General features: G+C 70.4%; 25 protein-coding genes. 7 read left to right on the top strand and 18 right to left on the bottom strand.

Going from position 1 to position 26,408, the window contains the following annotated elements:
• Positions 1–59 precede the first annotated feature (59 nt).
• The 3 genes from HALOF300_RS16985 to HALOF300_RS16975 are packed head-to-tail and all read left to right on the top strand — an operon-like array spanning position 60 to position 4,426.
• Positions 60–2,528 (top strand): glycosyl hydrolase family 95 catalytic domain-containing protein, encoded by a 2,469-nt coding sequence (locus HALOF300_RS16985; RefSeq protein ID WP_156742106.1) that lies wholly within the window; start codon positions 60–62, stop codon positions 2,526–2,528.
• Complete coding sequence (locus tag HALOF300_RS16980) at positions 2,522–3,523, top strand: LacI family DNA-binding transcriptional regulator (RefSeq protein ID WP_156742105.1); 1,002 nt, start codon at positions 2,522–2,524, stop codon at positions 3,521–3,523. Before HALOF300_RS16985 ends, HALOF300_RS16980 begins: the two co-directional genes overlap by 7 nt.
• A gap of 51 nt (positions 3,524–3,574) precedes the next feature.
• Positions 3,575–4,426, top strand: a complete 852-nt coding sequence (locus tag HALOF300_RS16975) for a universal stress protein (RefSeq protein WP_156742104.1) — start codon at positions 3,575–3,577, stop codon at positions 4,424–4,426.
• Between the two features lie 11 nt (positions 4,427–4,437).
• Here the strand turns inward: HALOF300_RS16975 and HALOF300_RS16970 are convergent, their stop codons facing one another.
• From HALOF300_RS16970 to HALOF300_RS16960, 3 genes are read right to left on the bottom strand one after another with little or no spacing between them, the layout of a single operon-like run.
• Positions 4,438–5,433, bottom strand: a complete 996-nt coding sequence (locus HALOF300_RS16970; protein ID WP_156742103.1) for a carbohydrate ABC transporter permease — start codon at positions 5,431–5,433, stop codon at positions 4,438–4,440.
• Complete coding sequence (locus tag HALOF300_RS16965; protein ID WP_231955543.1) at positions 5,430–6,368, bottom strand: ABC transporter permease; 939 nt, start codon at positions 6,366–6,368, stop codon at positions 5,430–5,432. Before HALOF300_RS16965 ends, HALOF300_RS16970 begins: the two co-directional genes overlap by 4 nt.
• A 59-nt stretch (positions 6,369–6,427) precedes the next feature.
• Entirely contained in the window at positions 6,428–8,083 is a 1,656-nt protein-coding gene (locus HALOF300_RS16960; protein WP_156742102.1) for a type 2 periplasmic-binding domain-containing protein, read from the bottom strand.
• 303 nt (positions 8,084–8,386) lie between these two features.
• Between HALOF300_RS16960 and HALOF300_RS16955 the strand changes: the two genes are divergently transcribed.
• A complete protein-coding gene (locus tag HALOF300_RS16955) occupies positions 8,387–11,305 on the top strand; it encodes a glycoside hydrolase family 3 C-terminal domain-containing protein (protein WP_231955524.1) in 2,919 nt (972 codons plus the stop codon).
• 13 nt (positions 11,306–11,318) lie between these two features.
• On the opposite strand, the gene HALOF300_RS16950 is transcribed toward HALOF300_RS16955, so the two are convergent.
• Positions 11,319–11,900 (bottom strand): dihydrofolate reductase family protein, encoded by a 582-nt coding sequence (locus tag HALOF300_RS16950; protein WP_156742101.1) that lies wholly within the window; start codon positions 11,898–11,900, stop codon positions 11,319–11,321.
• 241 nt (positions 11,901–12,141) lie between these two features.
• Here HALOF300_RS16950 and HALOF300_RS16945 point away from each other — a divergent pair, with 241 nt between their 5' ends.
• Positions 12,142–12,849, top strand: a complete 708-nt coding sequence (locus tag HALOF300_RS16945) for a VOC family protein (RefSeq protein WP_156742100.1) — start codon at positions 12,142–12,144, stop codon at positions 12,847–12,849.
• Positions 12,850–12,937: 88 nt separating this feature from the next.
• Entirely contained in the window at positions 12,938–13,459 is a 522-nt protein-coding gene (locus tag HALOF300_RS16940) for a UDP-N-acetylmuramate dehydrogenase (RefSeq protein WP_156742099.1), read from the top strand.
• A 6-nt stretch (positions 13,460–13,465) separates the two neighbouring features.
• Here HALOF300_RS16940 and HALOF300_RS16935 read toward each other — a convergent pair whose 3' ends face one another.
• The 14 genes from HALOF300_RS16935 to HALOF300_RS16870 all read right to left on the bottom strand — a co-directional run bounded on the left by HALOF300_RS16935 (position 13,466) and on the right by HALOF300_RS16870 (position 25,826).
• Positions 13,466–14,719, bottom strand: coding sequence for an N-acetylglucosamine-6-phosphate deacetylase (locus HALOF300_RS16935; RefSeq protein ID WP_156742098.1), 1,254 nt, complete (start codon positions 14,717–14,719; stop codon positions 13,466–13,468).
• A gap of 72 nt (positions 14,720–14,791) precedes the next feature.
• Positions 14,792–15,487, bottom strand: a complete 696-nt coding sequence (gene nucS / locus HALOF300_RS16930) for an endonuclease NucS (RefSeq protein WP_154795114.1) — start codon at positions 15,485–15,487, stop codon at positions 14,792–14,794.
• A gap of 78 nt (positions 15,488–15,565) precedes the next feature.
• Positions 15,566–15,979 (bottom strand): DUF2550 family protein, encoded by a 414-nt coding sequence (locus HALOF300_RS16925; protein WP_156742097.1) that lies wholly within the window; start codon positions 15,977–15,979, stop codon positions 15,566–15,568.
• A gap of 9 nt (positions 15,980–15,988) precedes the next feature.
• On the bottom strand, positions 15,989–16,267 hold the full coding sequence (locus tag HALOF300_RS16920) for a F0F1 ATP synthase subunit epsilon (RefSeq protein ID WP_154795116.1): 279 nt from the start codon (positions 16,265–16,267) through the stop codon (positions 15,989–15,991).
• 85 nt (positions 16,268–16,352) lie between these two features.
• Positions 16,353–17,831 (bottom strand): F0F1 ATP synthase subunit beta, encoded by a 1,479-nt coding sequence (gene atpD / locus HALOF300_RS16915; protein WP_156742096.1) that lies wholly within the window; start codon positions 17,829–17,831, stop codon positions 16,353–16,355.
• A 29-nt stretch (positions 17,832–17,860) separates the two neighbouring features.
• Entirely contained in the window at positions 17,861–18,754 is an 894-nt protein-coding gene (locus HALOF300_RS16910; RefSeq protein ID WP_156742095.1) for a F0F1 ATP synthase subunit gamma, read from the bottom strand.
• A gap of 3 nt (positions 18,755–18,757) precedes the next feature.
• Complete coding sequence (gene atpA, locus HALOF300_RS16905) at positions 18,758–20,386, bottom strand: F0F1 ATP synthase subunit alpha (RefSeq protein WP_156742094.1); 1,629 nt, start codon at positions 20,384–20,386, stop codon at positions 18,758–18,760.
• 114 nt (positions 20,387–20,500) lie between these two features.
• Positions 20,501–21,316 carry a F0F1 ATP synthase subunit delta gene (locus HALOF300_RS16900; protein WP_156742093.1) on the bottom strand — a complete coding sequence of 272 codons (816 nt, stop codon included), beginning with the start codon at positions 21,314–21,316 and terminating at the stop codon, positions 20,501–20,503.
• Positions 21,316–21,873, bottom strand: coding sequence for a F0F1 ATP synthase subunit B (locus HALOF300_RS16895; protein WP_156742092.1), 558 nt, complete (start codon positions 21,871–21,873; stop codon positions 21,316–21,318). Before HALOF300_RS16895 ends, HALOF300_RS16900 begins: the two co-directional genes overlap by 1 nt.
• Before the next feature lie 31 nt (positions 21,874–21,904).
• On the bottom strand, positions 21,905–22,195 hold the full coding sequence (gene atpE, locus HALOF300_RS16890; protein ID WP_197522633.1) for an ATP synthase F0 subunit C: 291 nt from the start codon (positions 22,193–22,195) through the stop codon (positions 21,905–21,907).
• Between the two features lie 16 nt (positions 22,196–22,211).
• Positions 22,212–23,066: a F0F1 ATP synthase subunit A gene (gene atpB / locus HALOF300_RS16885; protein ID WP_156742091.1), complete on the bottom strand. Its 855-nt coding sequence runs from the start codon at positions 23,064–23,066 to the stop codon at positions 22,212–22,214.
• A 121-nt stretch (positions 23,067–23,187) separates the two neighbouring features.
• Positions 23,188–23,802 (bottom strand): hypothetical protein, encoded by a 615-nt coding sequence (locus tag HALOF300_RS16880; protein WP_156742090.1) that lies wholly within the window; start codon positions 23,800–23,802, stop codon positions 23,188–23,190.
• 45 nt (positions 23,803–23,847) lie between these two features.
• Complete coding sequence (locus HALOF300_RS16875; protein ID WP_156742089.1) at positions 23,848–24,999, bottom strand: MraY family glycosyltransferase; 1,152 nt, start codon at positions 24,997–24,999, stop codon at positions 23,848–23,850.
• Entirely contained in the window at positions 24,996–25,826 is an 831-nt protein-coding gene (locus HALOF300_RS16870; RefSeq protein WP_156742088.1) for an L-threonylcarbamoyladenylate synthase, read from the bottom strand. The genes HALOF300_RS16875 and HALOF300_RS16870 overlap by 4 nt, the downstream gene beginning before the upstream one ends.
• Before the next feature lie 85 nt (positions 25,827–25,911).
• Between HALOF300_RS16870 and HALOF300_RS27375 the strand changes: the two genes are divergently transcribed.
• Positions 25,912–26,292, top strand: coding sequence for a VanZ family protein (locus HALOF300_RS27375; RefSeq protein ID WP_231955523.1), 381 nt, complete (start codon positions 25,912–25,914; stop codon positions 26,290–26,292).
• The last annotated feature ends 116 nt before the right edge of the window (positions 26,293–26,408 follow it).

Here is a 26,408-nt window from a genome sequence, read left to right as displayed (position 1 = left end):
TTCTGTATGCCGATCGGAGTGGATCCATCACAACCGCCACGCTTCCCCCGCTCTTCGAGGTGCCCGAGGACGATCCCGCGACGCTGCTCTGGTACCGCGATGGCGCGACCACGTTCGTCGAATCGCTTCCGGTTGGGAACGGCCACGCCGGGGCCATGGTCGGCGGGCGGGCGGGCGGCGAGCTGCTGCAGTTGAACGAGGGCTCGGCGTGGTCCGGGCCGAGCACCGACGCCGACCCTGCCCTCGATCCCGCGGACGGCCCGGACCGGCTCGCCCGCATCCGCGCACATCTGGCGGACGGCGACGTGCGGGCGGCCGAGAACCTGCTGCGCGCGTTCCAGGGCAGCCACTCCCAGGCGTACCTGCCGTTCGCGCGCCTGGCCGTCGCGGTCCGATCGGCCGGCGTGGAATCTGCCACCGCGCGCCGATGGCTCGACCTGCGCACCGCGACGGCCGGACACCGCTACGCGGCGGGCGGGACCAACGTCGCACACCGCACCTATGCCTCCCATCCAGCCGGGCTCATCGTGCACGAGGTGCACGCCGACTCCCCCGTGGACCTTGACGTGAGGCTGGACCCGGACCAGGTCCGCGAGGTCAGCCGGACCGCGAGCACCGCACCGCAAGGTCCGCACTCCCGCTCCGACCGTTCCGCGACGGCGAGCTCGACGGCTCACCTCGTCCTCGAACTCCTGCTGCCAGGCGATGTCGCGCCCGAGCACGAGGGCGCCGAGGAACCGGTCCGGTACACAGCCGACTCTCGCACCGGCGTCGTCCACGTCACCATCGAGACCGACGGCCAGGTGAGGACCGACGACGCCGGCGCCCACGTGCACGCGGCCCGGGTGACCCGCCTGCTGATCGCGACCGGGACGGTGCTGCCCGAGCCGTCCGCGGACCGGACCGGCTCGACCGGGCCGGACCGGCACGCGAACACCGCCGGCACCCTCGACGCGCTGCACGAGCTGCTCGCCGCCCGGACCGAGGCGGCCCACGCCGTCGGGCCGGAGCGGTTGTACGCCGCGCACGTGGCCGACCACGGCGGTCTGTTCGACCGGGTCCGGCTCGACCTCGGCCCGATCGCGCCGATGCCCACCGACGAGCGGATCCGGGCCGCCAACGCCCCCGGTGGTGGACCGGCCGACCGCACCGGGCTCGCCGTGCTCGCGTTCCACTACGGCCGGTACCTGCTCATCGCCTCGTCCCGGCCGGGCGGGTTCCCGGCGAACCTCCAGGGGATCTGGAACGACCGGCTCCCGGCCCCGTGGAGCTCGAACTACACGATCAACATCAACACCGAGATGAACTACTGGCCCGCGCTGACCACGAACCTCGCGCCCTGCCAGGCCCCGTTGCTGGACCTGGTGGACACCCTCGCCAGCACCGGCCGCACCGCGGCCGCGCTCTACGGCGCCGGTGGCTGGGTGGCACACCACAACACCGATCCGTGGGGCTACCCGTACTCGGTCGGAGCCGGCGCCGGCGACCCGTCCTGGTCGGCCTGGTCGATGGGCGGTGTGTGGCTGTGCCGCTCGGTGTGGGACCACCTGGAGTTCACCGGTGACGTCGCTCGGGCCCGGCGCTCCTGGCCCGCGATCGAGGGCGCGTGCCGGTTCGCCCTGGACTGGATCGTGCACCCCGAGCACGGCGCCACCGCGACGGCCCCCTCGACGTCGCCGGAGAACCGGTTCGTCGCACCGGACGGTCGGCCCGCGGCCGTGTCGGTCTCCTCCACCATGGACGTGGCGCTGCTGCGCGACCTCGCCGCGCGGGCCGGGGCGATCGCGGCTCGGATCGGCGCCGACGCACCGTGGCTGGCCGACCTGATGGCCGCCGTCGCGGCGCTGCCCGATCCGGTGGTCGGCGAGCGCGGCGAGCTGCTCGAGTGGTCCGCCCCGCTGACCGAGGTCGAGCCCGAGCACCGGCACACCTCGCACCTGGTCGGACTGTTCCCGCTCGGCCTGTGGACCACCGACGGCACGCCCGCCCTCGCTGCCGCGGCGGCCCGGACCCTGGAGTTGCGGGGCCCCGAATCGACCGGGTGGGCGCTCGGCTGGCGGCTGTCCCTGTGGGCGCGGCTGCGACGGGGCGACAGGTTCGGCGCGGTCGTCGCGCTCGCCCTGCGGGTGGCCGACGATGGCGCCGGCCAGCGCGGCGGGGTCTATCCGAACCTGTTCAGCGCACACCCGCCGTTCCAGATCGACGGCAACCTCGGCCTCACCGCGGGGATCGCCGAGGCGCTCCTGCAGTCGCACGAGGGACGGATCGACCTGCTCCCCGCCCTGCCGCCGCAGTGGCCGGCCGGCTCCGTCCGCGGCCTCGTGGCCCGCGGCGGACTCGTCGTGGACCTGGGCTGGGACGATGGCGGCCGCCTCACCCAGGCCACGCTGCATGCCGCGGCCGGCGGCGAATCCTCCACTCATCTGGTGCGATGGCCGGGTGGCATCGAACGCGTTCGGATCGGTGCGGACGAGACATGGACCCTGAGTGGGGTCTCCGGGCAGGGAACGGGAGCAAACCCATGGTGACGATCAACGACGTGGCCCGCCGCGCGGGGGTATCGGTGTCCACCGTGTCCTACACGCTCAGCGGGAAGCGGACGATCTCGGCGAGCACCCGGGCCCGGGTGGAGAAGGCGATCGCCGACCTCGGCTACCACCCGCACGCCGGCGCCCGCGCCCTGGCCTCGGCTCGCACGAACATCTTCGCGCTGATGGCGCCGTTGCGCCCGGACGTGGACGTCAGCGTGATCATGCAGTTCGTCACCGGCGTGGTCACCCGCGCCCGCACCGCGGACTACGACGTGCTCCTGCTCACCCAGGACGAGGCCGACGGAGTGGGCCGGGTCGGCTCCGGCTCGCTCGTGGACGCACTCATCCTCATGGACGTCGAGTCCGACGACCCCCGGATCCCGCAGGTCGCGGCCCTGCGGCAGCCCACCATCCTGATCGGCCTGCCCGAGGACGCCAGGGGCGTGAGCTGCGTCGACTTCGACTTCGAGGCGGCCGCACGCCTGTCCCTGCGGCACCTGACCGCGCTCGGCCATCGCAACGTCGCCCTGATCGGGCCACCGCCCGCCGTGATCGCGCGGCACACCTCCTACGCGGACCGGCTGCTGCGCGGCTACCGTGCCCAGGCCACCCACGACGGCGTCGGTTGCGTCATCGAGCCGGCCGGCACCGCGCCCGGGGAGGCCATCGCCGCCCTGGACGCCGTGCTGACGCAGGTCCCCGACCTGACCGGCCTGGTCGTCCACAACGAGGCCGCCCTGCCGGTGATCCTGGCGAGCCTGCGCGAGCGCGGCAGGAGGGTCCCGGAGGACATCTCGGTGGTGGCACTGGCCCCGGCGGACGTCGCCGACGCCCAGCCGGTGCCGATCACGGCCATGGACATCCCGGCGCTGAACATCGGGCAGGTCGCCGTGGACATGGCGCTCGCCCGCCTGCGGGGATCCGACACGGTCGAGACCCGCCTGATCGCGCCCACCCTGCACGAGCGCTCGAGCACCGCGCCGCCGCGCTGAGGCGGGACCTCGGGCCTACCCCCTCCGGGAAGCGACGGCGATGATGGAGGCATGAAGATCCCACGCAATGCCGTCATCGTCGGCTACGACGGGTCCCCGGACGCCGACCTCGCCGTCGAGTGGGCCGACCGTGCCGCAGTGCAGCGCTCCGCCCCGTTGCACCTGCTCACGTCACTGTACGACCCGGCTGCCGTCAACCTCAGTCCCTCGACCGCCTGGTACGAACTGCACCTGGCGGAGCTCGAGCAGGCGGTGCGCGACCGGCTGGTCGGCCTGGCCAGCTCCTCGGTGACCCACGAACTGATCGGCGGTCCGCCCGTGCCGGCTCTGGTCGACGCCTCCGCCGGCGCGGCCATGGTCGTCATCGGTGCCCGCGGCCACACCCAGGCGGCGGGGTTGCTGCTCGGCTCGGTGAGCCAGCACGTGAGCCGGCACGCCACGTCTCCCGTGGTGGTGGTGCGCCGGCCCGAGGACGCCGAGAGCCGGCGGATCGTGGTGGGTATCGACGGCTCCGGCGGCTCCGCCGCCGCGCTCGACTTCGCATTCGCACAAGCCGGCCTGACCGGGGCACCGCTGCGGGTGGTGCACGGCTGGTGGCACACCCGGCCGGGCCGCGTCGAGGGCCTGTCCAACCCGATCAACGACATCCCCGAGGCCCTCGCCTCCGGTGAGCGCATCGTCGCCGAGGCGCTCGCGGGCCGGCGCGAGCGGTACCCGGACGTGACCGTCGAGACGGTCGTCGTGCCGCGACCGCCGTCGGTGCTGCTGACCGAGGAGTCGGCCACGGCGGCGTTGGTTGTCGTCGGGTCACGGGGCCGGGGCACGTTCAAGGGGATGCTCCTGGGTTCGGTGAGCCAGGACGTGCTGCGCACCTCGAGGTGCCCGGTCGCGGTGGTCCGGTAGGCCCGCGGGCGTCAGCCCTTGATCGCCCCGAAGATCACGCCCTTCGTGAAGTGGCGCTGCACGAACGGGTAGACGACGAGCACCGGGATGATCGCGAGGACCATCACGGCCATCTTCACCGGCAGCCCGGTCACGGCGCCCGTCGCGACGTCCACCTGCCCCACCCCGGAGCCCGGCAGCGTGACGCCCTGCAGCACATACGAGCGCAGCACCAGCTGCAGCGGCCATTTGGCGTTGTCGTTGATGTAGAGCATCGCGTTGAAGAACGCGTTCCAGTACCCGACGCCGTAGAACAGGGCGACCACCGCCGTCACCGCCTTCGACATCGGCAGCACGATCTGGCCGAGCACGCGCCACTCCCCCGCGCCGTCGATCCGCGCGGCGTCGGTGATGCCGGGATCGATGCCCATGAAGAAGTTGCGCAGCAGCAGGACGTTGAACGCCGAGACCGCGCCGGGCAGGATCAGCGACCAGTAGGTGTCGATCAGACCGAGGTTGCTCACCAGCAGGTAGGTCGGGATCATCCCGGCCCCGAAGAACATGGTGATCAGCAGCACGAACAGGATCGGGCGGTGCCCGAACGAGGACGGCTTGGAGAGCCCGTATGCGCACAGGATGGACACCGTGGTGGACAGCAGCGTGCCGACCGCTGTTACACCGATGCTGACCGTGGTCGCCCTCGTCACGATGCCGCCGGCGAGGATCTGCCGGTAGGCCGCCGTGGTCAGTTCCGTGGGCACGGTGATCAGGCCGCCGGCCTCGGTCACGGCCGCCGTCGTGGACAGGGACGTGATGATCACGGTGTACAGCGGGTAGACGACGGCGAGCACGATCAGGGCGAGCACGATCACCTTCGCGCCGGTCCCCAGCGCGGTGGGTCGGTCCTCCCAGGCCGGGCGGTGCTTGGAACGACGGGGACGACGGCGGGGGTCTGGCCGGGCGGTGCCGGCGGCGGTCTCATCGATGGCCGGGTGGGTTCCCCGGTTGGATCCGAGTGCGGTACTCATGCGCGCTTGTACACCCCAGCTTCTCCGAAGACGTGTGCGATCTTGTTGGCCCCGAGCACAAGGATCAGGCTGACGATCCCCTTGACCAGACCCGCGGCGGCCGCGAAGCTCCAGTCACCGTTGATGACGCCCTGGTAGTAGACGAACGTGTCGAGCACCTCGGCCACGCCGGCGCCGACGGCGCCGCGCTGCAGGATCAGCTGCTCGAAGCCGACGGTCAGCGCGTCGCCGAGCCGCAGGATGAGCAGCAGGATGATCACCGGGCGCAGGGCGGGCAGGGTGATGTGCCAGATCCGGCGCCAGCGGTTCGCGCCGTCCATCACCGATGCCTCGTACAGGGCCGGGTCCACCGTGGAAAGGGCTGCGAGGAAGATGATGATGCCCCAGCCCGCGTCCTTCCAGACAGACTGCGCCGTGATCAGCACCAGGAAGGTGTCCGGGTTCGTCATGATGTCCGGCATCGCGATGCCGTTGTCCGCCAGGATCCGGTGCAGCTGCCCGGCACCGCCAAGGAGTTGCTGGAAGATCGTGACGACCAGCACCCACGAGAAGAAGTGCGGCAGGTACACCACGGACTGGATGGTGGTCCGGATCGCCGGCGTGATGACGCTGTTCAGCAGGAGCGCCAGCACGATCGGGATCGGGAAGAAGAACACCAGTTGGAACGCGGTGATCACCAGGGTGTTGCGGACCGCGTCCCAGAACAGCGGGTTCGTGAAGACGCGCTCGAAGTTCCACCAGCCGACGAACGGGGAGTCGAGGATGCCCACGTACGGCGAGTAGTCCTGCCAGGCGATCACGTTGCCGAGCATCGGCACGTACGCGAACACACCGAGCAGCACGATCACCGGAATCGTCATGATGAGCAGCGACCGGTCCCGCTTGATCCGGCTCCACGCGCTCCGGTGCCGTACCGGCGGGCCGGACTGGGCCACCCGCCCGGACCGGCGCGTGCGGCCGGTCCGGTGGGTGCCTTCGCCGCGGGTAGTTGCGGTCACTGCGCGTCCAGGATGTCGGTGTAGAAGGCGCGCAGCTCCTCACCACCCGAGGTCCGCCAGGTCTCGATCGCGGTGTCCAGGTCCGCCATGGACTTGCGTCCGCGGGAGATGTCCTTCTCGAGGTCCTCGAACGGCTGCGCCAGGGAGGCGTACTGGGTCGGCTCGGTGATCTGCATCCCGAAGAAGGCCGGGTCCTGGACGTACCCGGCGGCGTCGGCCATCCAGGTGCAGAACGCCTCCACGAACCCGGGGTACTGCACCTTGGTGTTCACCACGGGCGGGTCGGTCAGGAAGATGTAGGTGGGCTGCACCTCGGTCGCGGCCAGTTCGGTGGCCACCGGCAGGCCGTTCTGGTCGAACGTGAAGTGGACGTCCTCGAGGCCGAAGTTGATCAGCTGGTACTCGGTCGTGCCGAACGGGGAGGCGAGGAAGTCGGCGACCGCGAGCAGTTCCTCGATCCGCGCCTTGTCCTCGTTCTTCTTGATGAACGAGAAGATGTTGGCCGGGTTCCCCTTCCACAGGACCGGGGTGCCGCCTTCCGCCGCGAACGGCGTGAAGGGACGTTGGGAGTAGGTCGGGTTCGATGCCAGCTGCCGGCTGAGCGCCTCGTGCCAGCCGCCGACGCCGTCATTGCTGATCAGCACCAGACCGGACTCGAACCGGGTCTTGGCGTCACCGGAGTTGTCGGCGACGGCGTCCGGGTGCACCGACCCCTGCGCGAACAGCGCCGCGTTCCACTCCAGCGCGGCGCGGTACTCGTCGGTCTCGACGCGGTGGGTGAGCGTGCCGTCGTCGTTGATCCGCCACTTCGGCACCACACCGTGGATGATCACCGAGGAGTTCCACAGGTCGTTCGCGCCCCATCGGTCGGCGCCGGTGAGCTCCTTGGCCAGGTCGAGCAGTTCCTGGCCGTTCGTCGGCTGCGTGGTGATGCCCTCGGCCTCGAGGATGTCATCGCGGTAGAAGATCGCGTCGGTGATGATCTCACCGGGGAACGGCAGCGCCTTGAGCTGACCGTCGAAGACACAGAACTTCCAGACGTCGGTGGGGATGTTGGCGAGGTTCGGGTACTTCTCGACGGCGTCGCCGGCGAGGTACGGCGTGAGGTCCTCGAACAGTGCCTCGACGGCCTGGTCGAAGCGCGGCGGGATGTTCCAGGTGGGGATGGAGACCCAGTCCGGCACGTCCCGCTCGGAGGCGAGCACTGCGGCGAGCTTGTCACCGTAGGTGTTGCCGTCGCTGATCTGGAACGTGATCGTGGACCCGATGGCCGCGTTCACAGCGTCGAAGTACTGGTTGCCCTCGGTCGGCGGGATGGCACCCCAGAGCGGGGTCATCGCGGTGAACTCCGAGCCTGATCCGGGCGGGGCGTCGAACACCTGGACCAGGTCCGTCGGGATCGTCGCGTAGCCCGCCGTGGACCCGTTCACGCTCGGGAAGTCCGGGGTCACGTAGTCGATCGGGATGTGGTTGGGCAGCGCGCTGGTGACGTCGCCGCCCCCGCCGCTCGGGCCGCCGGAGCCGCTGGGCGGCTCGGAGCTGCATGCCGCCAGGGCGGCCGAGGAGGCCGCGCCGAGGCCGAGGATGGTCAGGAACGACCGCCGGTTCAGCGGTAGCACCCGGGTCACGTCTGGGTGGGAGCCGGTGTTCATGTTCGCGTTCACTCCTTCGTGGATGGCGGACCGCTGCCTCGGTGCGCCTCTGCGCGCACTCATCGAAGCGGTTCGAACGTGCCGATCGTAAGCCACCATGCACGGACAGCGCAACCACTTCGCCCACCGACTCCGGCGGCTGGAAAGGCACCCGAATAACCGCCATAATGAAACGAGTTGGACGGGCATCGAGTGGGTTGATGCCTATTGGGCAGAGCGACCGATCGCAACGCTCCGGGAATCGAACCGATTCGAACCGGGATCGCTCTCTCGCACAGACGTCAAGGCAAAGGAGCATCGACGGTGCCTCAACGGGACACGGCAGGACCCAAGACCGGGCGGGACCTTCCGGCACTCGTCGGCGACCTCCTCGCCCAACTCACCGACGACGAGAAGGTGGCGATGCTGCACCAGGCGAGCCCCACCGTCGAGCGTCTCGGCCTGGCGCCGTTCACGACCGGTGCGGAGGTGCTGCACGGAGTGGCCTGGCTCGGTCGGGCGACGATGTATCCGCAGCCGGTCGGCCTCGCCGCCGGCTGGGACCCGGACCTGCTGCGCCGTGTCGGGGCGCAGGTGGGCATCGAACTGCGGGCCAAGCAGGCGGCCGATGCGACGGTCAGCCGCAACGTCTGGGCGCCCGTGGTGAATCCGTTGCGGAACCCGCTCTGGGGCCGTAACGAGGAGGGCTACTCCGAGGACCCGCACCTGACCGCGGAACTCGCCGCCGGGTACGCGCTCGGCCTGCGCGGCGAAGACCAGCGGGTCTGGCGCACCGTGCCCACGCTGAAGCACTTCCTCGCCTACAACAACGAGACCGACCGCGCGGTCACCTCATCGCAGCTGCGCCCGAGGGTGCTGCACGAGTACGAGCTGCCCGCCTACCGGGGCCCGATCGAGGCCGGCGTGGTCGGCGCGGTGATGCCGTCCTACAACCTGGTGAACGGCCGGCCGAACCACGTGGCGCGAGAGCTGCTGGAGGAGCTGCGGTCCTGGACCGATCAGTCGCTCCTCGTCGTCTCGGACGCGGGCGCCCCCACGAACCTGAGCCGGTCCGAGCGCTACCACCCGGACCCCGTCGAGGCGCACGCCGCCGCCCTGCTGGCCGGCGTCGACTCGTTCACGGACAACGGCCCGGACGCTGCGCCGCCCCTGGCCCTGGTACGCGAAGCCCTCGAGCGCGGCCTGATCTCGATGACGGACGTCGACCGGGCGGTGGAGCGGGTGCTCACGGTGCGGGCCCGCTCCGGCGAGTTCGATCCGGCGGACCCGGACGCCGCCATCACAGCCGAGCACCTCGACCTGCCCGAGCATCGGGACCTGGCCAGGGAGGCCGCCGGGCGGGCCGTGGTACTGCTCCGCAACTCAGGGGTGCTGCCACTGACGCCGTCCGGTTCGGTGGCGGTGATCGGCCCGCTCTCCGGCCGGGTGCTCCCGGACTGGTACGCGGGCACGCCGCCGTACACGGTGAGCATCGCCGACGCCGTCCGGGCTCGCTGGGGCGGCACCGACGTCACCGTCGTGGACGGTTCGGACCGGATCGCCCTGCGTTCGGTCAGCACCGGTGCCTACCTGCGCGCCGGCGCCGACCAGGTGCTGGTCGCCGACGCACCGGGCGCCGTCGAGGACGCGCTCTGGGACGTCACCGACTGGGGGCACGGCGTGCTCACCCTGGCCGCGGCCAGTACCGGGCTGCTGCTGCGCGCCGACGGCGAACAGGTCGTGGCGGATGCGACCCGGCCGCAGGGCTGGGTGGTGGGTGAGTCCTGGCGTGCGCGCCGGCACTCCGACGACACCTGGTCCTTCCAGCACATCGGCACCGGTCGGTGGCTGCGCGTGGAGGCGTACGGCGGCGGGGTCGGCGCCACCGCCGCCAGCCCGGACGAGGCCGAGCGGTTCGTCCGCCGGCTCGTGCGCTCGGGCACGACGGCCGCCGCAGCCGCGGCGGCGGACGCGGACGTCGTGCTGTGCGTCGTCGGCAACGACCCACACCTGCTCGGCCGGGAGACGCAGGACCGGCCCGGGCTCGATCTGCCGAGCCCGATGGCCGAGCTCTGGCGGACCGTCCAGGAGGCGAACCCGGCCGCCGTGCTGGTCCTCGTCTCGAGCTACCCCTATGCCCTGGATGCCGCCGCCCGGGACGCCGCCGCGATCGTGTGGACCTGCCACGGTGGCCAGGAGGCGGGCAACGGGCTGCTGGACGTGCTCCTCGGCGAGGTCGAGCCGAGCGGGCGCCTCCCGCAGACCTGGTGGGCGGCGGAGTCCGACGCCGGTGACCTGCTCGACTACGACATCCTCGGCTCCGGCACCACCTACTGGTACTCCGACGCCGAGCCGCTGTTCGCGTTCGGGCACGGGCTGACGTACTCCCGGATCGGCTACGACGCCCTGACCGTCGAGACCGACGATGCGGGGGTGCTCGCCCACGTGACGGTGTCGAATGCCGGGGACCGAGTGGCCACCGAGGTCGTTCAGGTCTACACCGACTCCCCCGGGCACCCGGTGCCGTTCCCGCGCCGCCTTGCCGCCCATGCTCGGGTGAGACTGGCGCCCGGTGAGCGCCGCACGGTGGAGCTGCGGATCCCCGCCGAGCGGTTCTCGGTCTGGGACACCACCCGGGCGGCGATGGTGGTCCTGACCGCCGACTACCGGGTGCTGGCCGGTCCGAACGCGGCCGACACCCCGCTGGTGGTTCGCGTCGCACGTGCCGGCGAGCCCGTCACCGCGCACCGCCTGCCCCTGCGCGCGATCGACTTCGACACGCACTCCGGCACCCGGATCGAGGAGGCCACCCCGGCCACGGGCGAGGTGGTCACCGCACCGTCCGGCTCGGGATGGCTGGGCTTCACCGCCGTCGCGGACCTCGCCGAGGCGGCCAGGTTGACGGTCGCCCGCACGGCGCCCGGTCCGGCGTCGGTGACCCTGGAGACGATCGCCGACGGCGGAGCGTACCCGTTCGCCCAGGCGGAGGTCCCGGCGGGGTTGGGTCGGCACGAACTCACCGAGGTGACGCTGACGCCGATCGGAGCCGGGGTCGACGCCGGACCGACGCAGGACGAGCTGGCACCTGGACTTCGGGTCGTCCTGGCTGGTCCGGTCCGATTGGCCACGATCGAGGAACGAACCAGCACCGCAGTCAGTGTCGCCGACGCTTCGTCGCTGCCTGGAGGCGGCCAAGACACGAGACCCGAAGCCAGTGATCGTGAACCGAACTGCCGCAGGTGAGGTGCTGGGGTGGTCAACGGCGCACCCGATAGCGCAGGTGCAGTACCCGGTCGCCCTGAATCACCACCTCGGGATCCTCCAACAGGTGCTGCGCGTGGACCGACCCGAAGTAACGCTTTCCGGATCCGAACACGACGGGTGCGACGTCCATCCGCACCTCGTCCACCAGGCCCGCGGCCAGCACCTGGCCACCGACGTCGCCGGCGGCAACCTCGATGATGCGGTCACCGGCGAGCCCCCGCGCCTTGGCCATGGCTGCCTCGACGCCGTCGGCGAAGTGGAACGACCCCTCGGGGTCCCAGCCCTCGGGCTTCGGCCGGTGCGTCACGACGACCACGTGGTCGACCCCGCCCGGAGGCTTCCCGTCCCAGCCGTCCGTCAGGTCGAAGACGTGGCGGCCGACGATCGTCACCCCGATCTGGTCCCAGTACGGCCGGACGTGGTCGAAGGACGTCTGCGACACCTTCAGCACGCCGCTCTCGTCCAACGGGACGTCACCGCTGAGCAGCCAGTCGAACAGCGGCCCGGGCTGATCGTTCTCGTCCGCGATGAAGCCGTCCACCGACACCGAGCCGTACATGACTGTCGTGCCCATGGGCGCTCCTTCGCTGGGGATTGCCTCAGACTAGAGGGCCGTGCGCTGTCGCGCTCAGAGGCAATCAATCGACCGGCAGCGGCCAGCTGTCCAGCACATGGCCGGGATGCTCGCGCATGAACCGCCGCCGGGCTTCGACATATCGTGTCGGGGTGAGCCCGGTGAATGCCCGGAACTCGTGGCCACGCGCGGGAATCGGTCTGGACAGTTCCTCGCCAACCGGGGGCACTAAGGTTGACGGATGGCCGGAGAGCGGATGTACCCGATCCTGCCGTGTCCTGATCTCACCGAGGCGATCGAGTTCTACGGCTCGTTGGGCTTCGCGGTCACGTACCGGCAGGAGAAGCCGAACCCGTCCGCGGTGGTTCAACTGGAGGACATGGCGATCCACCTGGCTGGCGTGCCGGGGTACGAACCCGAGTCCTCGCCGTGCAGCGTGATCGTCACGGTGCCGGACGCCGAGCGGTTGCGCTCGGAATTTGCGGCCGGTCTGCGTGCCTCGCGCGGCCGTGTTCCGGTGGAGGGCGTTCCTCGGCTTCTCAGACTGCGCCGCAAGGCGGGCAGCGCTGTGGGTTTCAGCGTGATCGACACCGGTGGGATCTGGCTGCGCTTCTACCAGGAGGGATCGCAGGAGGAGACGGAGACAACGCGACGCGACGGCCTGGCACGGGTGATCGATGTCGCGGCTCGGCAAGGAGAGGCCCGCGGTGAGGATGGGCTCGCCCTCGCGAAGGTCACCGCCGGCCTGGACAGGTACGCCGACGCTCCGGTGGCTGATCGGATCGAGGCGCGGGTCTATCGCGCCGAGTTGTTGATCAGACTCGGTCGCGCCGAGGAAGCACGCTCGGAACTCGATGCCGTAGACGCCCTGATCGCCGCGTCCGGTACCGCCGAGTACTCCGCTGAGACGCTCCTCGAACTGCGGACAGCAACAGGCCCGGGGACGTAGCGCCCTCAGCGGTGGGACGAGATGGACGTCAATGGGTTTCGCTGGTCCTGATGCACCTGCGCCGACGCGACGGGTGCACACTGGAACCATGGACTCACCGGGATCCAGCGAGTCAGGCACCGGCCTCCGGGTGGACACCACCGGCTGCGCGGTCGACGACCTCGTCTACTGCGGCGCCGTGCAGGTGGCCGCCGACTCCGCGGAGCCCTGGGACGGGATCGTCGAGCGGGCCGTCACCGAGGGCTGGCTCGGTGTCGAGGCACTGTCCGGGCTGCCCGGCTCCATCGCGGACGTGACCCTGGCGAACGCGTCCGCGTACGGCCAGTCGGTGAGCGACGCCGTCGTCTCGGTGCGGACCTGGGACCGCTCCGTCGACCGGCAACGGACGTTCGCGGCGGTCGAGTGCGGCTTCGGGCCCGGCACGTCACGGTTCACCGAGCGTCTGGCCGACGGGTCGCGGCGCTACGACGTCCGCGAGGTGACCCTCCTGCTCAAGCAGGGCGATCTCACCGCCCCGATCCGCGACGACGCACTCGCAGCCAGGCTCGGCATCACGTCCGGGCAGCGGGTGCCGTTGGCCCGGGTGCGCCGCGCCGTCCTGGGTGACTGACCGCGGTCAGCCGACAGCGCCCGGACCCGGCACGGCCACGCCGTCGCGGTAGACCTGCTGCACCCTCAGGTCGGCGTCGGTGACGACGACGTCGGCGCGGTACCCCGCGCGCAACGCACCCACGTCCGCCAGGCCGAGCACCGCGGCCGGGGTCGCGGAGGCGGCCAGGACAGCCTCGCGAAGGCCCACACCGCCGTCGACCGTGGTCCGCACCACGTCGATCAGGTGGGCGGTGCCACCCGCGATCGAGCCGCCCTCCACGAGCCGGGCGACGCCCGAGGTGACCTGCACGGCGAGCTCGCCGAGCAGGTACTGCCCGTCGGGCATGCCGGTGGCCGCCATCGCGTCGGTGACCAACGCGATGTGTTCCGGGCCGACCAGGTCGAACACCTCCCGGACCAGGTCCGGGGACAGGTGGGTGCCGTCCCCGATCAGTTCGACCACGACCGCGCCCTGCCGGGCGAATGCCAGGGCCGGTGGGACTGGGCCGGGGTCGCGGTGGTGGATCGGCCGCATGCCGTTGAACAGATGGGTGATGGTGGGCCGGCTCCGGACCGAGCCGGCCATCGCCTCCACGGCCTCGACCAGGGCCGCTCGCATCGCGGGCGCGGCGGCGTCGGTATGCCCGAAGGAGGGCACCGCGCCCGCGGCGATCAGGGTCTGTGCCACTCCCCCGGGTCCGACCACGCCGGGCGAGTCGGGGGCGATCGTCATCGAGACGACGTGCCCGCGGCCGATGACGAGCAGGTCCGCGGTCAGCGCCGGGTCTCCGTCCAGGAGCAGGGCCGGGTCGTGGGCGCCGCGGCGCACCTCGTTCAGGAACGGCCCCTCGAGGTGGATCCCGACGATCTCGCCCGCGTCGGCGAGGTCGGCGAGCGCGCCCACCCGGGCCCGGAGCGTGTCCGGGGCCGCGGTGACCAGGGACGCGACCATGCGCGTGGTGCCGTGCGCCAGGTGCTCGGCGACGGCAGGGCGGGCGGCCTCGGCATCCGGAGCGTCCGGGAAGCCGACCCCGGCGCCGCCGTGGTTGTGCAGGTCGACGAGGCCGGGCAGGATCGTCCGGTCCGACGGCGCCTGCGTGCTCGCGATGGCGGCCGCGGCCGGCCCGACCGCGCCGGCGTCGGCGACCGGCCCCACCCAGGCGATCCGTCCGCCGTCGACCACCACGACACCGTCATCGATCACCGCCTCCGGCGTGACCACCCGCCCGCGCAACACGATCGGATCCGGAACAGGCGCGGGGGGAATCGACGGCGGCATGCACCCATTGTGACCGATCGCCGGAACCGCCCGCGCCCGCCAACCGGGTGCCCGCCCGGCGCCGGAAGGTGATCAGAACAGGCGCGAGTCCACGTCGTCGATGCCGCGCATCGCGTCGTAGTCGAGCACGACGCAGCGGATGCCGCGGTCGGTGGCCAGCACCCGCGCCTGCGGCTTGATCTCCTGGGCGGCGAACACCCCGTCCACCGGAGCGAGCAGCGGGTCGCGGTTCAGCAGCTCGAGGTAGCGGGTCAGCTGCTCCACGCCGTCGATGTCGCCGCGGCGCTTGATCTCCACCGCCACCGACGTACCCCCGGCCGACCGGGCCAGGATGTCCACCGGACCGATCGCCGTCGGGTACTCCCGCCGAACCAGCGTGTGCCCGTCACCGAGCAGCGTGATCTGTTCGGCGAGCAGCTTCTGCAGGTGCGCCTCGACACCGTCCTTGACCAGTCCGGGGTCGACGCCGAGCTCCGTCGTGGTGTCGGAGTGCACCTCGTGCAGGGACACCACCAACCGGTCGTCGGTCTTCGTGTGCTGGACGGTCCAGACGCCGGTGACGCCCACTTCCGCCTGGGCCGCGTCCGGCTCCGACTCGGAGAGCCGGCACGGCGGCGACATCCAGTTCAGTGGCTTGTATGAGCCACCGTCGGAGTGAACCAGCACCGACCCGTCCGCCTTGACCATGAGCACCCGACGGGCCAGCGGCAGGTGCGCCGTCAACCGTCCCGAGTAGTCGACCGCGCAGTCGGCGATGACGATCCGCATACGTGTGTTCCTTTCCGCGCCGGAAACGGCCGGGTGCGCCAGGCTCTGATCGGACCCGGTGGCCGGCGAGGGGTGTCCTCAGACGATACGGGACGTGTTCGGGTCCGGCGGCGCCGCCTCGAGCCAGGACCGCAGGCCGTCCAGGGACTGGTCGTTCGCGGCGAGCAGGAACTCCTCGTCACGGTAGACGCACCGGGCCTCGCTGACGCTGCTGAGACGCCCGTCCACCTCCCGCCGGGACCGGTCGAGGATGTCGAGCTCGCGCCGCTCCCACCGGGTTGTCGGGCGCAGGGACAGCGAAACCACCTCGTACCAGTCGAGGTGGTCCCTGGTGTAGCTGGCGATCCCGGCCAGCCAGCGGTTGCCGGTGAACTTGGCACACTCGAACGATCCGACCCGGTGGCTGAGGCTGCGAAGCCGCCACAGGAAGAGGGCGATCAGTACCAGGGCGAGCACGACCGCAACGGCTCCGACGGCGATCGCGATCCTCATCCAGGTGGCTCAGTTCTCGCCGGACGCCTGGTCCTCGTTGGTGGTCGGATCGACCACGATGGTCACCGAGTCCTGGTCCACCGAGATGAAGCCGCCGTCGACGTCCATGGTGATCGCCTCGCCCGAGGTCGGTCGGACCCGCACCACACCGGCGCGCAGCACCGCCAGGACCGGCTGGTGGCCGGTCAGGATGCCGAGGTCACCGTCGGCCGCGGGCGCACCGATGCTCACCGCCTCACCGGACCACCAGGTGCGGTCCGGGGACACAATCTCCACGTTGAGCGGCACGCCGCCCTCCTTCGTTCGATCATCGGACGGACCGATCGGCGACGCTCCTCGCGGTGCGCCGGCCGATCGGCCTACCGTTGTGCGGTCAGTTGATCTCGGACTGGATCCGCGCCCAGTTGCGCTCGAGATCCTCCAGGCCACCGATGTTGAAGAACGCCTGCTCCGAGACGTGATCGTACTCACCGGAGGCGATCTTGCCGAACGCCTCGATGGTCTCGGACAGCGGCACGGTCGAGCCCACCACCGAGGTGAACTTCTCCGCCATGTAGGTGTTCTGGGACAGGAACTGCTGGATCCGGCGGGCCCGGTTCACGGTGATCTTGTCCTCTTCGGACAGTTCGTCGATACCGAGGATCGCGATGATGTCCTGCAGTTCCTTGTTCTTCTGCAGGATCGCCTTCACCTGGGTGGCCACCCGGTAGTGCTCCTCGCCCACGTAGCGCGGGTCGAGGATCCGGGAGGTCGAGGCCAGCGGGTCCACGGCCGGGTACAGACCACGCGAAGCGATCTCACGGGAGAGTTCGGTGGTGGCGTCCAGGTGCGCGAACGTGGTGGCCGGCGCCGGGTCGGTGTAGTCGTCGGCCGGGACGTAGATCGCCTGCAGCGAGGTGATCGAGTGGCCGCGGGTCGAGGTGATCCGCTCCTGCAGCTGGCCCATCTCGTCGGCGAGGTTCGGCTGGTATCCCACCGCGGACGGCATCCGGCCGAGCAGCGTGGACACCTCGGAACCGGCCTGGGTGAACCGGAAGATGTTGTCGATGAACAGCAGCACGTCCTGCTTGGCCACGTCGCGGAAGTACTCCGCCATGGTCAGTGCGGACAGGGCCACGCGCAGACGCGTGCCCGGCGGCTCGTCCATCTGGCCGAAGACGAGGGCCGTCTTGTCGAAGACCCCGGCCTCCTCCATCTCGACGATCAGGTCGTTGCCCTCACGGGTGCGCTCGCCCACACCGGCGAACACGGACACACCACCGTGGTCCTGGGCGACGCGCTGGATCATCTCCTGGATGAGGACGGTCTTGCCCACGCCGGCGCCGCCGAACAGGCCGATCTTCCCGCCCAGCACGTACGGCGTGAGCAGGTCGATGACCTTGATGCCGGTCTCGAACATCTGCGTCTTGGACTCGAGCTGGTCGAATGCCGGCGGCTGACGGTGGATCGGCCAGCGCTCGGTGACCTCGAACTTCTCGCCCTCGGCCAGGTTCAGGGGCTCACCGATCACGTTGAACACGCGACCCTTGGTGATGTCACCGACGGGCACCGAGATCGGCGAACCGGTGTCGGTCACCTTGGCGCCACGGACGAGGCCGTCGGTCGGCTTCAGCGCGATGGCGCGGACGATGTTGTCGCCCAGGTGCTGAGCCACCTCGAGGGTCATCTCGAACGAGCTCTCATCGGAGCCCTGGCTGGCCAGGTCCACCGTGGTCTTGAGGGCGTTGTACATCTCCGGGATGGCGTCCGGTGGGAACTCGATGTCGACGACGGGGCCGATCACGCGCGCGATGCGGCCCACGCCGGGGCCGCTCGCGCCCGGCGCCGTGGTGTCAGTGGCGGTAGCAGTCATGGATAGCGATCCTTCGGTGTGGTTGGTGCTCAGCTCGCGGCCAGGGCGTCGGCACCCGAGACGATCTCGCTGATCTCCTGGGTGATCTCGGCCTGCCTGGCCTGGTTGGCAAGCCGCGTGTAGTTGGTGATGATGTCCTGCGCGTTCTCGGTCGCGGTGTGCATCGCTCGCTGCCGGGCGGCGAGCTCGGAGGCCGCGGCCTGCAGCAGCGAGTTGAAGATCCGGCTCCGGATGTACCTCGGCAGCAGCGCGTCGAGCACCGCGTCGGCGGACGGCTCGAACTCGTACAGCGGCATGACCTCGCTGGTGGGCTCCGCCACGCCGTCGACGACCTCCAGGGGAAGCATCCGCAGCACCTGCGGCTCCTGGGCGACCATTGAGCGGAACCGGGTGTAGACCACGTGCAACTCGGCCACACCACCGGCGTCGACCGGGGCCCGGAACGCGTCGAGCAGGGTCTGACCGATCTCCTCGGCCACCTCGACCCTCGGGTTGTCGGAGTCGCCGAGCCAGGTGCGCTCGAGCTCGATGCCACGGAACCCGTAGAAGCTCACGCCGCGCCGCCCGGTCACGTACAGGACAGGGTCCTTGCCGTCCTCGATCAGCTGGGCCCGCAGACGCTCCGCCTCGCGCAGCACCGTGGCCGAGTAGGCGCCGGCCATGCCGCGGTCGGAGGTGACCACGAGGAGGGCGACCCGGTTCGTGTCGGTCCGGTCCTTGGTCAGGACGTGGTCGACGTCCGTGTGCGAGGCCACGGCGGACACCGCGCGGGTGATGGCCCGGGTGTACGGGCTCGCCTTGACCGCGCGGTCCCGGGCCTTGCCGATCCGGGACGCGGCGATCAGCTCCATGGCGCGGAACATCTTCTTCAGCGTCTGGGTCGACTTGATCTTCTGCTTGTAGACCCGTTGTTGCCCGGCCATCGATCAGCCCCGCTTCTGCCGGACGATCTGCTCCTGGTCGATGTCCACGTCCTCGTCGGTTCCCTCGGTCTCGACGACACTCTCACCGTCGGAGGCGAGGAAGGTCGTTCGGAACTTGTCCGCGGCCTCCTCCAGCGCCTTCGTGGCGACGTCGTCGAGCTTGCCGGTGCTGACGATGGTGTCCAGGACGTCGGAGTGCCGACGGACGTAGTCGATCAGTTCCCGCTCGAAGCGGCGCACGTCGTGCAGCTCGACCTTGTCGAAGTACCCGTGCGTGCCGGCCCAGACCGAGACGACCTGCTCCTCGACCGGGTACGGGGAGTACTGGGGCTGCTTGAGCAGTTCCATGAGTCGCGCACCACGGGTCAGCTGCTGGCGGGACGCCGGGTCCAGGTCGGAGGCGAACATCGCGAACGCCTCGAGCGAGCGGTACTGCGCGAGGTCGATCTTCAGCGTCCCGGAGACCGACTTCATCGCCTTCACCTGGGCGTCGCCACCCACCCGCGAGACGGAGATGCCCACGTCGACGGCGGGCCGCTGGTCGGCGTTGAACAGGTCCGACTGGAGGAAGATCTGGCCGTCGGTGATCGAGATGACGTTCGTCGGGATGTAGGCCGACACGTCGTTCGCCTTGGTCTCGATGATCGGCAGGCCGGTCATCGAGCCGGCGCCGAGCGCGTCGGACAGCTTCGCGCAACGCTCGAGCAGGCGGGAGTGCAGGTAGAACACGTCACCGGGGTAGGCCTCGCGGCCCGGCGGGCGCCGCAACAGCAGGGACACGGCGCGGTAGGCCTCGGCCTGCTTGGACAGGTCGTCGAAGATGATGAGGACGTGCTTGCCGCCGTACATCCAGTGCTGGCCGATGGCCGAACCTGTGTAGGGGGCGATGTACTTGAAGCCGGCCGCGTCGGAGGCGGGCGCAGCCACGATGGTGGTGTACTCCAGCGCGCCGGCGTCCTCGAGGGCGCCCCGCACGGAGGCGATCGTGGAGCCCTTCTGACCGATCGCGACGTAGATGCAGCGGACCTGCTTGTTGACGTCGCCGGTGTCCCAGTTGGCCTTCTGGTTGATGATCGTGTCCAGCGCGATCGCGGTCTTGCCGGTCTGCCGGTCGCCGATGATGAGCTGACGCTGCCCACGCCCGATCGGAATCATCGCGTCGATGGCCTTGAGGCCGGTCTGCAGCGGCTCGTGGACGGACTTGCGGTCCATCACCCCGGGTGCCTGGAGCTCGAGGGCGCGGCGACCCTCGGTGGCGATCTCGCCGAGACCGTCGATCGGCTTGCCGAGCGGGTCAACGACGCGGCCGAGGTAGCCGTCGCCGACCGGCACCGAGAGCACCTCGCCGGTGCGACGCACCGGCTGGCCCTCCTCGATCCCGCTGAACTCGCCGAGGACCACCACACCGATGGACCGCACGTCGAGGTTCAGCGCGAGGCCGAGGGTGCCGTCCTCGAACTTGAGCAGCTCGTTCGCCATGACCCCGGGCAGTCCCTCGACCTGGGCGATACCGTCCGCCGCGAGGGTGACCGTGCCGACCTCCTCGGCCGCGCTACCGGCGGGCTCGTAGGAGTTCACGAAGCTGTCGAGCGCAGCCCGGATCTCCTCGGGCTTGATCGTCAGTTCAGCCATCTCTACGTCCTTCTCTTCTGACCGCCTCGTGGCGATCGGTTCGTCTCGTCAAGTGTGCGGGTGGTTCGGCCCCTGGGGAAGTGCGGCCGGGTGGCCGATCCTGGGCCGGGCGACTCAGCCGGCGAGCCGTCGCTGTGCCTCGTCGAGGCGGGCGAGCATCGTGGCGTCGATGACCTCGTCACCGAGCTGGATCCGAAGACCCCCCACGACGGTGGGGTCCAGGGCGACGTTGACCTGTACGGCGCGGCCGTACGCCCGGGCGAGGATCTCGCCGAGGCGCGCGACCTGGACCTGGGTCAACGGGCGGGCCGCCGTCACCACGGCCACCAGCTGCTGGCGTCGTGCCGCGGCTGCCTCGTTGAGCCGAACCAGGGCCGCGGTCAGGGTGGGCGCCCGGTGCGTGCTGAGCGCCCGCTCGAGCAGAGCGGCCGTCTCGGGAGCCACTCGGGCACCGAACAGGGACGTCAGCAGTCGCTGCCGGTCGGCAACCGTGCGGTCCTTGTCAGCCAGTGCCAGCCGCAACTCGCGGTTGTCGGCGAGCAGCCGGATCGTGCGGAAGAGCTCGTCCTCGACGCGGATGAGGTCGCCGCGCGACTCGGCGCCGGCGAGCAGCGACGTCGTGCCCAGCTCTTCGATCGAGTCCGCCAGGTCACCCTCGGCCGACCACCGGGACCGCACCAGGCCGGCGAGCAGGTCCGCGACCGCTCCGCTGACCTTCGGCCCGAAGACGCCGGCCACGACGGCGGCCTTGTCCTCGCCCGAACGGGACGGGTCGGTCAGGGCACGCCGCAGAGCGGCCGAGCCGTCCAGGACGTCGACCACGCCGAACAGCTCGGTGCCGTACCGGAAGGAATCCGATCCGGCCGTGCCGAGGACCGCCTCCCAGCGGTCCGTGGCGGCCGCAAGTGATCCCTGGCTACTCGCCCGCATCACGCCTCCTGGTCGCGGGACCCCGTGGCACCCGAGGGCACGCCGGCGTCCAGTTCGTCCAGGAACCGGTCGATCACACGCGACTGCCGTGCGTCATCGGTGAGGGACTCCCCGACGATCCGCGACGCGAGCTCGGAGGCCAGGCCGCCGACCTCGGTACGCAGCGAGACCACCGCCGCCTGACGCTCGGCGTCGATCTGGCGCTGCGCGTTCTCGGCGATCCGGTTGGCCTCCGTCTGAGCCTTGGCGCGAGCGTCGATGACGATCTGCCCACCGTCGCTGACAGCCTCCTCACGGATGCCGGCCGCCTCCTTGCGGGCCTCGGCGAGCTCGCGCTCCACGTCGGCCTTCGCGGAGGCTGCCTCGGCCTGGGCCTTCTCGGCCAGGGCCAGACCGCCTTCGATCTTCGCCGTCCGCTCATCCAGGATCGCGTTCAACTTCGGCAACAGGTACTTGAAGAAGAAGAATCCGATGATGACCGTGACCACCAGCGACCAGAAAATGTCATAGCCGGCGGGCAGCAGGACGTTCGGCGCGGCCTCGTCTGCGTGAATCATGGGGTACTCCAACGCCAGTGGGAAAGGACGATCAGGTGAACATCAGCCCGGCGACGAGGCCGAGCAGACCGAGCACCTCGATAAGGGCGGCACCGATCATCATGTTGGTGAACAGCCGACCAGCGACCTCGGGCTGACGCGCCGTGGCGATCTGGGTCTGACCGATGACGATACCGAGACCGATACCGGGGCCGATCGTCGCGAGACCGTAACCGACGGTGGCGATGTTTCCGGTGATACCTTCCACTGCATTTCCTTCCTGAAGGCGCTCGGGGTGAGCGTCTGGGGTTCTGCGGACGGGGCGGCCCAGGTTGCGAGCCATGCCCTGGGAGAGAAGCTCAGTGCTCCTCTTCCAAGGCGAAATTGAGGTAGATCGATGCGAGCAGGGTGAAGATGTACGCCTGCAGCAGTGCCACGAAGATCTCGAACAGCGTGATGAAGATGCCGCCGGCGAACGAGAGCGCGCTGGTCAGCTTGATCAGTCCGCCGCCCTCCAGGAGGAGGAAGTTCGTGGCAGAGAAGCACAGCACCAGCATCAGGTGCCCGGCCATCATGTTCGCAAGCAACCGGATGGTCAGGGTGGCGGGGCGCAGGATGAAGACCTGCAGCGCCTCGATCGGCGTGATCAGCAGATATGCCGGCCACGGGATCCCGGGCGGGAAGAGCTGAGCCTTGAGGTACTTGCCGACGCCGTGCTTGCGCACACCGGCCGCGAGGTAGACCACCAGGACCCAGACGGCGAGCACGAGTGGCAGGCCGACCCGGGCGGTGCCCGCGATGTTCAGGAACGGGATCACCCCGGCGATGTTCATCGTCAGGACAGTGAAGAAGATCGTGGTCAGCATCGCCAGATACGGCTTGGCCCGCTCGTGGCCGAGCACCTGTTCGGCGATCTGGACCCGGACGAACTCGACGCCGAGCTCGATGATGTTCTGGCCGCGACCGGGCACGAGCTTCGCGCGGCGGATCCCGAGCCAGAGCAGCAGGAGCAGGGCCACCATCATGATGACGCGGACCAGCATGATCCGGTCGAAGCCCCACCAGGAGTCGAGATCGGTGCTGCCGAAGATGGCCGGTGGGAAGAACTCGTCGATCCCGGGGGCGTGGAAACCGCTGCCGGAGGAGTCCTCGGTCTCGGCCAGGATCGGCAGGGCGATGGCTGCGGTGGACAGGATTCTCTCCCCAGGGAGCATCGGGCCCAGCCCTGCTCGCTGTACGGAGGCAGCGTCGCAGGAACCGAACTCAGGTGGGCTGGAAGTGACTGCGTTTAGAGTACCCGATGGCACTCGGTGGTTGTGACGAGGGTGTGAAGCCTCAGGCCCCGTCTGCGTCGCTCCGCGGCGCCCGATCGCGCGGCTCCGCGGCCACCTCGGCAGCGCCGTTCTCGCCCGCTGAGCCGCCCGAAGAGGGCGATCCACCCTCGACATCGGAAGGATCCGCCGTCGGCCCCTCGTCCTCGGCTTGTGTCTCTTCTGTGGACGTCGTGGCACCCGGGCTGACGTAGGGGATCTTCGCGGTGACGACCGTGTACAGCTCGACCACCAGGGAGGCGATCACCTGCACGAAGAGAGTGACGAGGAACACAGGCAGCGAGTAGAAGTCCTGTTCCCGGAGCCACAGCAGGACCAGCGCGAGCAGACCCATCTTGACGATCCAGCCGCCGAGCAGGACGACCTGCAGCAGCTCGGGTCCGCGGCCGGCGACGAGGTACAGGGCCGCGACCGTGGTCGCGGTGAATAGCACGCCGATGGCGACGGCCAGGAGCGCTCCCCACAGCCCCGGCAGGCCGGCGGCGAGCAGGCCGACGACCGCACCCACGACGGCGATCACGGCGCCGGCCAGGAGCAGCCGCCGCAGGACCTTCTTGATGAGGTCCAGCACCGCCGCAGTGCGGATGTACTTGTCGTTCAGGAAGGTCGGTTCGCTCACGGGAGTCTCTCGGTCTAGTGGTGCGGCCGGGCGTCGGTCGGAGGGTCAGGGACCGGGCGGGTGCGCGACGGGCTGGTCGGCGTCCCGGGCCGCTCGGTCACGACCGGGTCGCAGCGCCGCGAACGGCAGCCTGACCACGGTGATGATGGTGGCCAGCAGGGCGCCGGCGACGAAGCACGCCAGCACCACCCAGACCGGGAACACGATGAGGGCGGCCGCACTGAATGCGACCACCGCGGTCCACACGTACATGATCAGGACCGCGCGCCGGTGCGAGTGGCCGTGGTCCAGGAGTTTGTGGTGCAGGTGGGTGCGGTCGGCGTGGAACGGTGACTTGCCGCTGAGGAGCCGGCGCCCGGCTGTCACGGTCACGTCGATCAGCGGCAGCAGCAGCACTGCGACCGGGAGCACGATCGGGACGTAGGCGGGCAGCGCCTGCTCGGTCTCGAGGACCGCAGGATTGATCTGACCGGTGACCATGATGCCCGCGGCCGCGACGGTGAGGCCGAGCAGCATCGCCCCCGAGTCCCCCATGAAGATCCGCGCAGGGTGGAAGTTGTGCGGCAGGAACCCCAGGCACACGCCCACCACCGACGCCATCAGCACGGTCGCCAGGTTCGAGAAGTCGGTCGGGTTGTTGTTCACGGTGAGCAGGTAGGTGTAGACGAAGAACGCGATCCCGCCGATGGCGACCACCCCGGCGGCGAGTCCGTCCAGGCCATCCACCCAGTTCACGGCGTTCACGGCGATCACCACCACGAGCACGGTCACCAGCAGGGACAGCCGCGGCGAGCCGATGACCAGCCCGAAGATCGGAAACTGGACGAGTTGGACGCCCTGCCAGGCCATCAGGCCGGCGATCAGGACCTGCCCGACGAGCTTCGTGATCCAGTCCAGGTCCCAGATGTCGTCGGCGGCACCGAGCAGGCACACCAGCGCGCCACAGCCGAGGATCGCCCACGGCACCGTGCCGGCGAACACGTCCTCGAGGAAGGGCATCCGGGAGGCCAGCACGAATGCCACCGCCAGGCCCGCGAACATGGCCAAGCCACCCATGCGCGGGGTCGGGACCGCGTGCACGTCGCGCTCCCGCACCGGTGTCACGGCGCCGGTGCGTTGGGCGATCAACCGGGCGAGCGGCGTCGCCAGGTACGTCGCCGCGGCGGCGATCGCCATGATGAGGAGGTAGAGCCTCACGGCTGGGCGGCACCGGGTTCGGACTGCGGTCGGCCCGCCTCGGCGTCGCCCGACTCGGGCTCGTCACTCCCGACGGCGTCGCCCGACTCAGCCGCATCACTCCCGACGGCGTCGCTCACCTCAGCCGCATCACTCCCGACGGCGTCGCTCACCTCAGCCTCGACGGTCGCCAACTCCTCGTCGTCGAGGATCTCGGGCACGATCGCGCCGAGGTCCTCCCGGCTCAGGGCACCCTCGCGCACGATCCGCAGGCTCTCACCCGTGGCGTCGACGATGGTGGAGGGCACGCTGCCGCGGGCCGGGCCGCCGTCGAGGTAGACCTTCACCGTCCGCAGGAGCTGGTCATGCGCCTCGGCGGCGGTCTGCGCGGCGGGGTTGCCAGTCTTGTTCGCACTCGAGACCGCGAGCGGGCCGGTCCGGCGGAGCAGGTCGAGGGCGATCTCGTCGTCCGGCATCCGCAGTGCGACGGTGCCGTTCGTGTCGCCGAGGTCCCAGTGCAGGCTGGGCTGGGCGCGCAGGATCACCGTGAGCGGGCCGGGCCAGAACTCGGTCACGAGTTCGCGCACCGACTCGGGAATCTCGGTGGCGAGCCCGTCGAGCGTATTCAGGTCCCCGACGAGCACGGGCGGCGGCATCTGCCGGCCACGGCCCTTGGCGCGCAGCAACGCGGCCACGGCCTTGGGGGTGAAGGCGTCCGCGGCGATCCCGTACACGGTGTCGGTCGGCAGCACCACCAGAGCGCCGCTGGCGAGCGCCTCGACGGCGGCGTCCAGGTGTGGCCCGCGCTCCGCGGCGTCGGTGCAGTCCCTCAGTTCTACGTCACTCACGCGGGCGAGTCTTTCATGTCCCGCGGCACATCGGCACCGACCGGACCGGCGGCACGGTGCGTCCGCGGCATGGGAAGGTGTCCTGGTGACGACCACCACCCGCCCGGCGCTGCCGAAGCTACTCTCCCGGCTCGCGTTCGCGGTGGCCGTCGTCGTCCAGGTGCTGGCTCTGTACTGGCCGCGGGTGGACCTTCCCGGTGACGGCGTCCCCGGCACCGACAAGGCCGCGCATGTGCTGATCTTCGCCGCCGTGATGGCCACCGGACTCCTCGCGGGGATCCCGGGGCGGTGGCTCGCGCTCGGGCTCGCCGCGCACGCGGCCCTCAGTGAGCTGATCCAGCACGTCGTGCTCCCCGAGCGCAGTGGCGACCCGCTCGACCTCGTCGCGGACCTGGCCGGCATCGCCCTCGGCTGGTACGTGATCACCTACGTCCGGCGGCACAGCACGACCCCTCCCCCCTCCTGACTTCTCGCCCCGCCTGACCGCAGCCGAACGCGCAATTGCATCGTTTCGACCGGCCGGCAACCGATGGCAACCAAGCGTTCACGGGTGTGCGGGGCTGGGGCGGAGGTGGGGCGAGG

Source organism: Occultella aeris, assembly GCF_902703175.1.
Taxonomy (GTDB): Bacteria; Actinomycetota; Actinomycetes; order Actinomycetales; family Beutenbergiaceae; genus Occultella; species Occultella aeris.
Note: the sequence above shows the minus strand (reverse complement) of the source record. Positions and strands in the feature narration are given on the sequence as shown.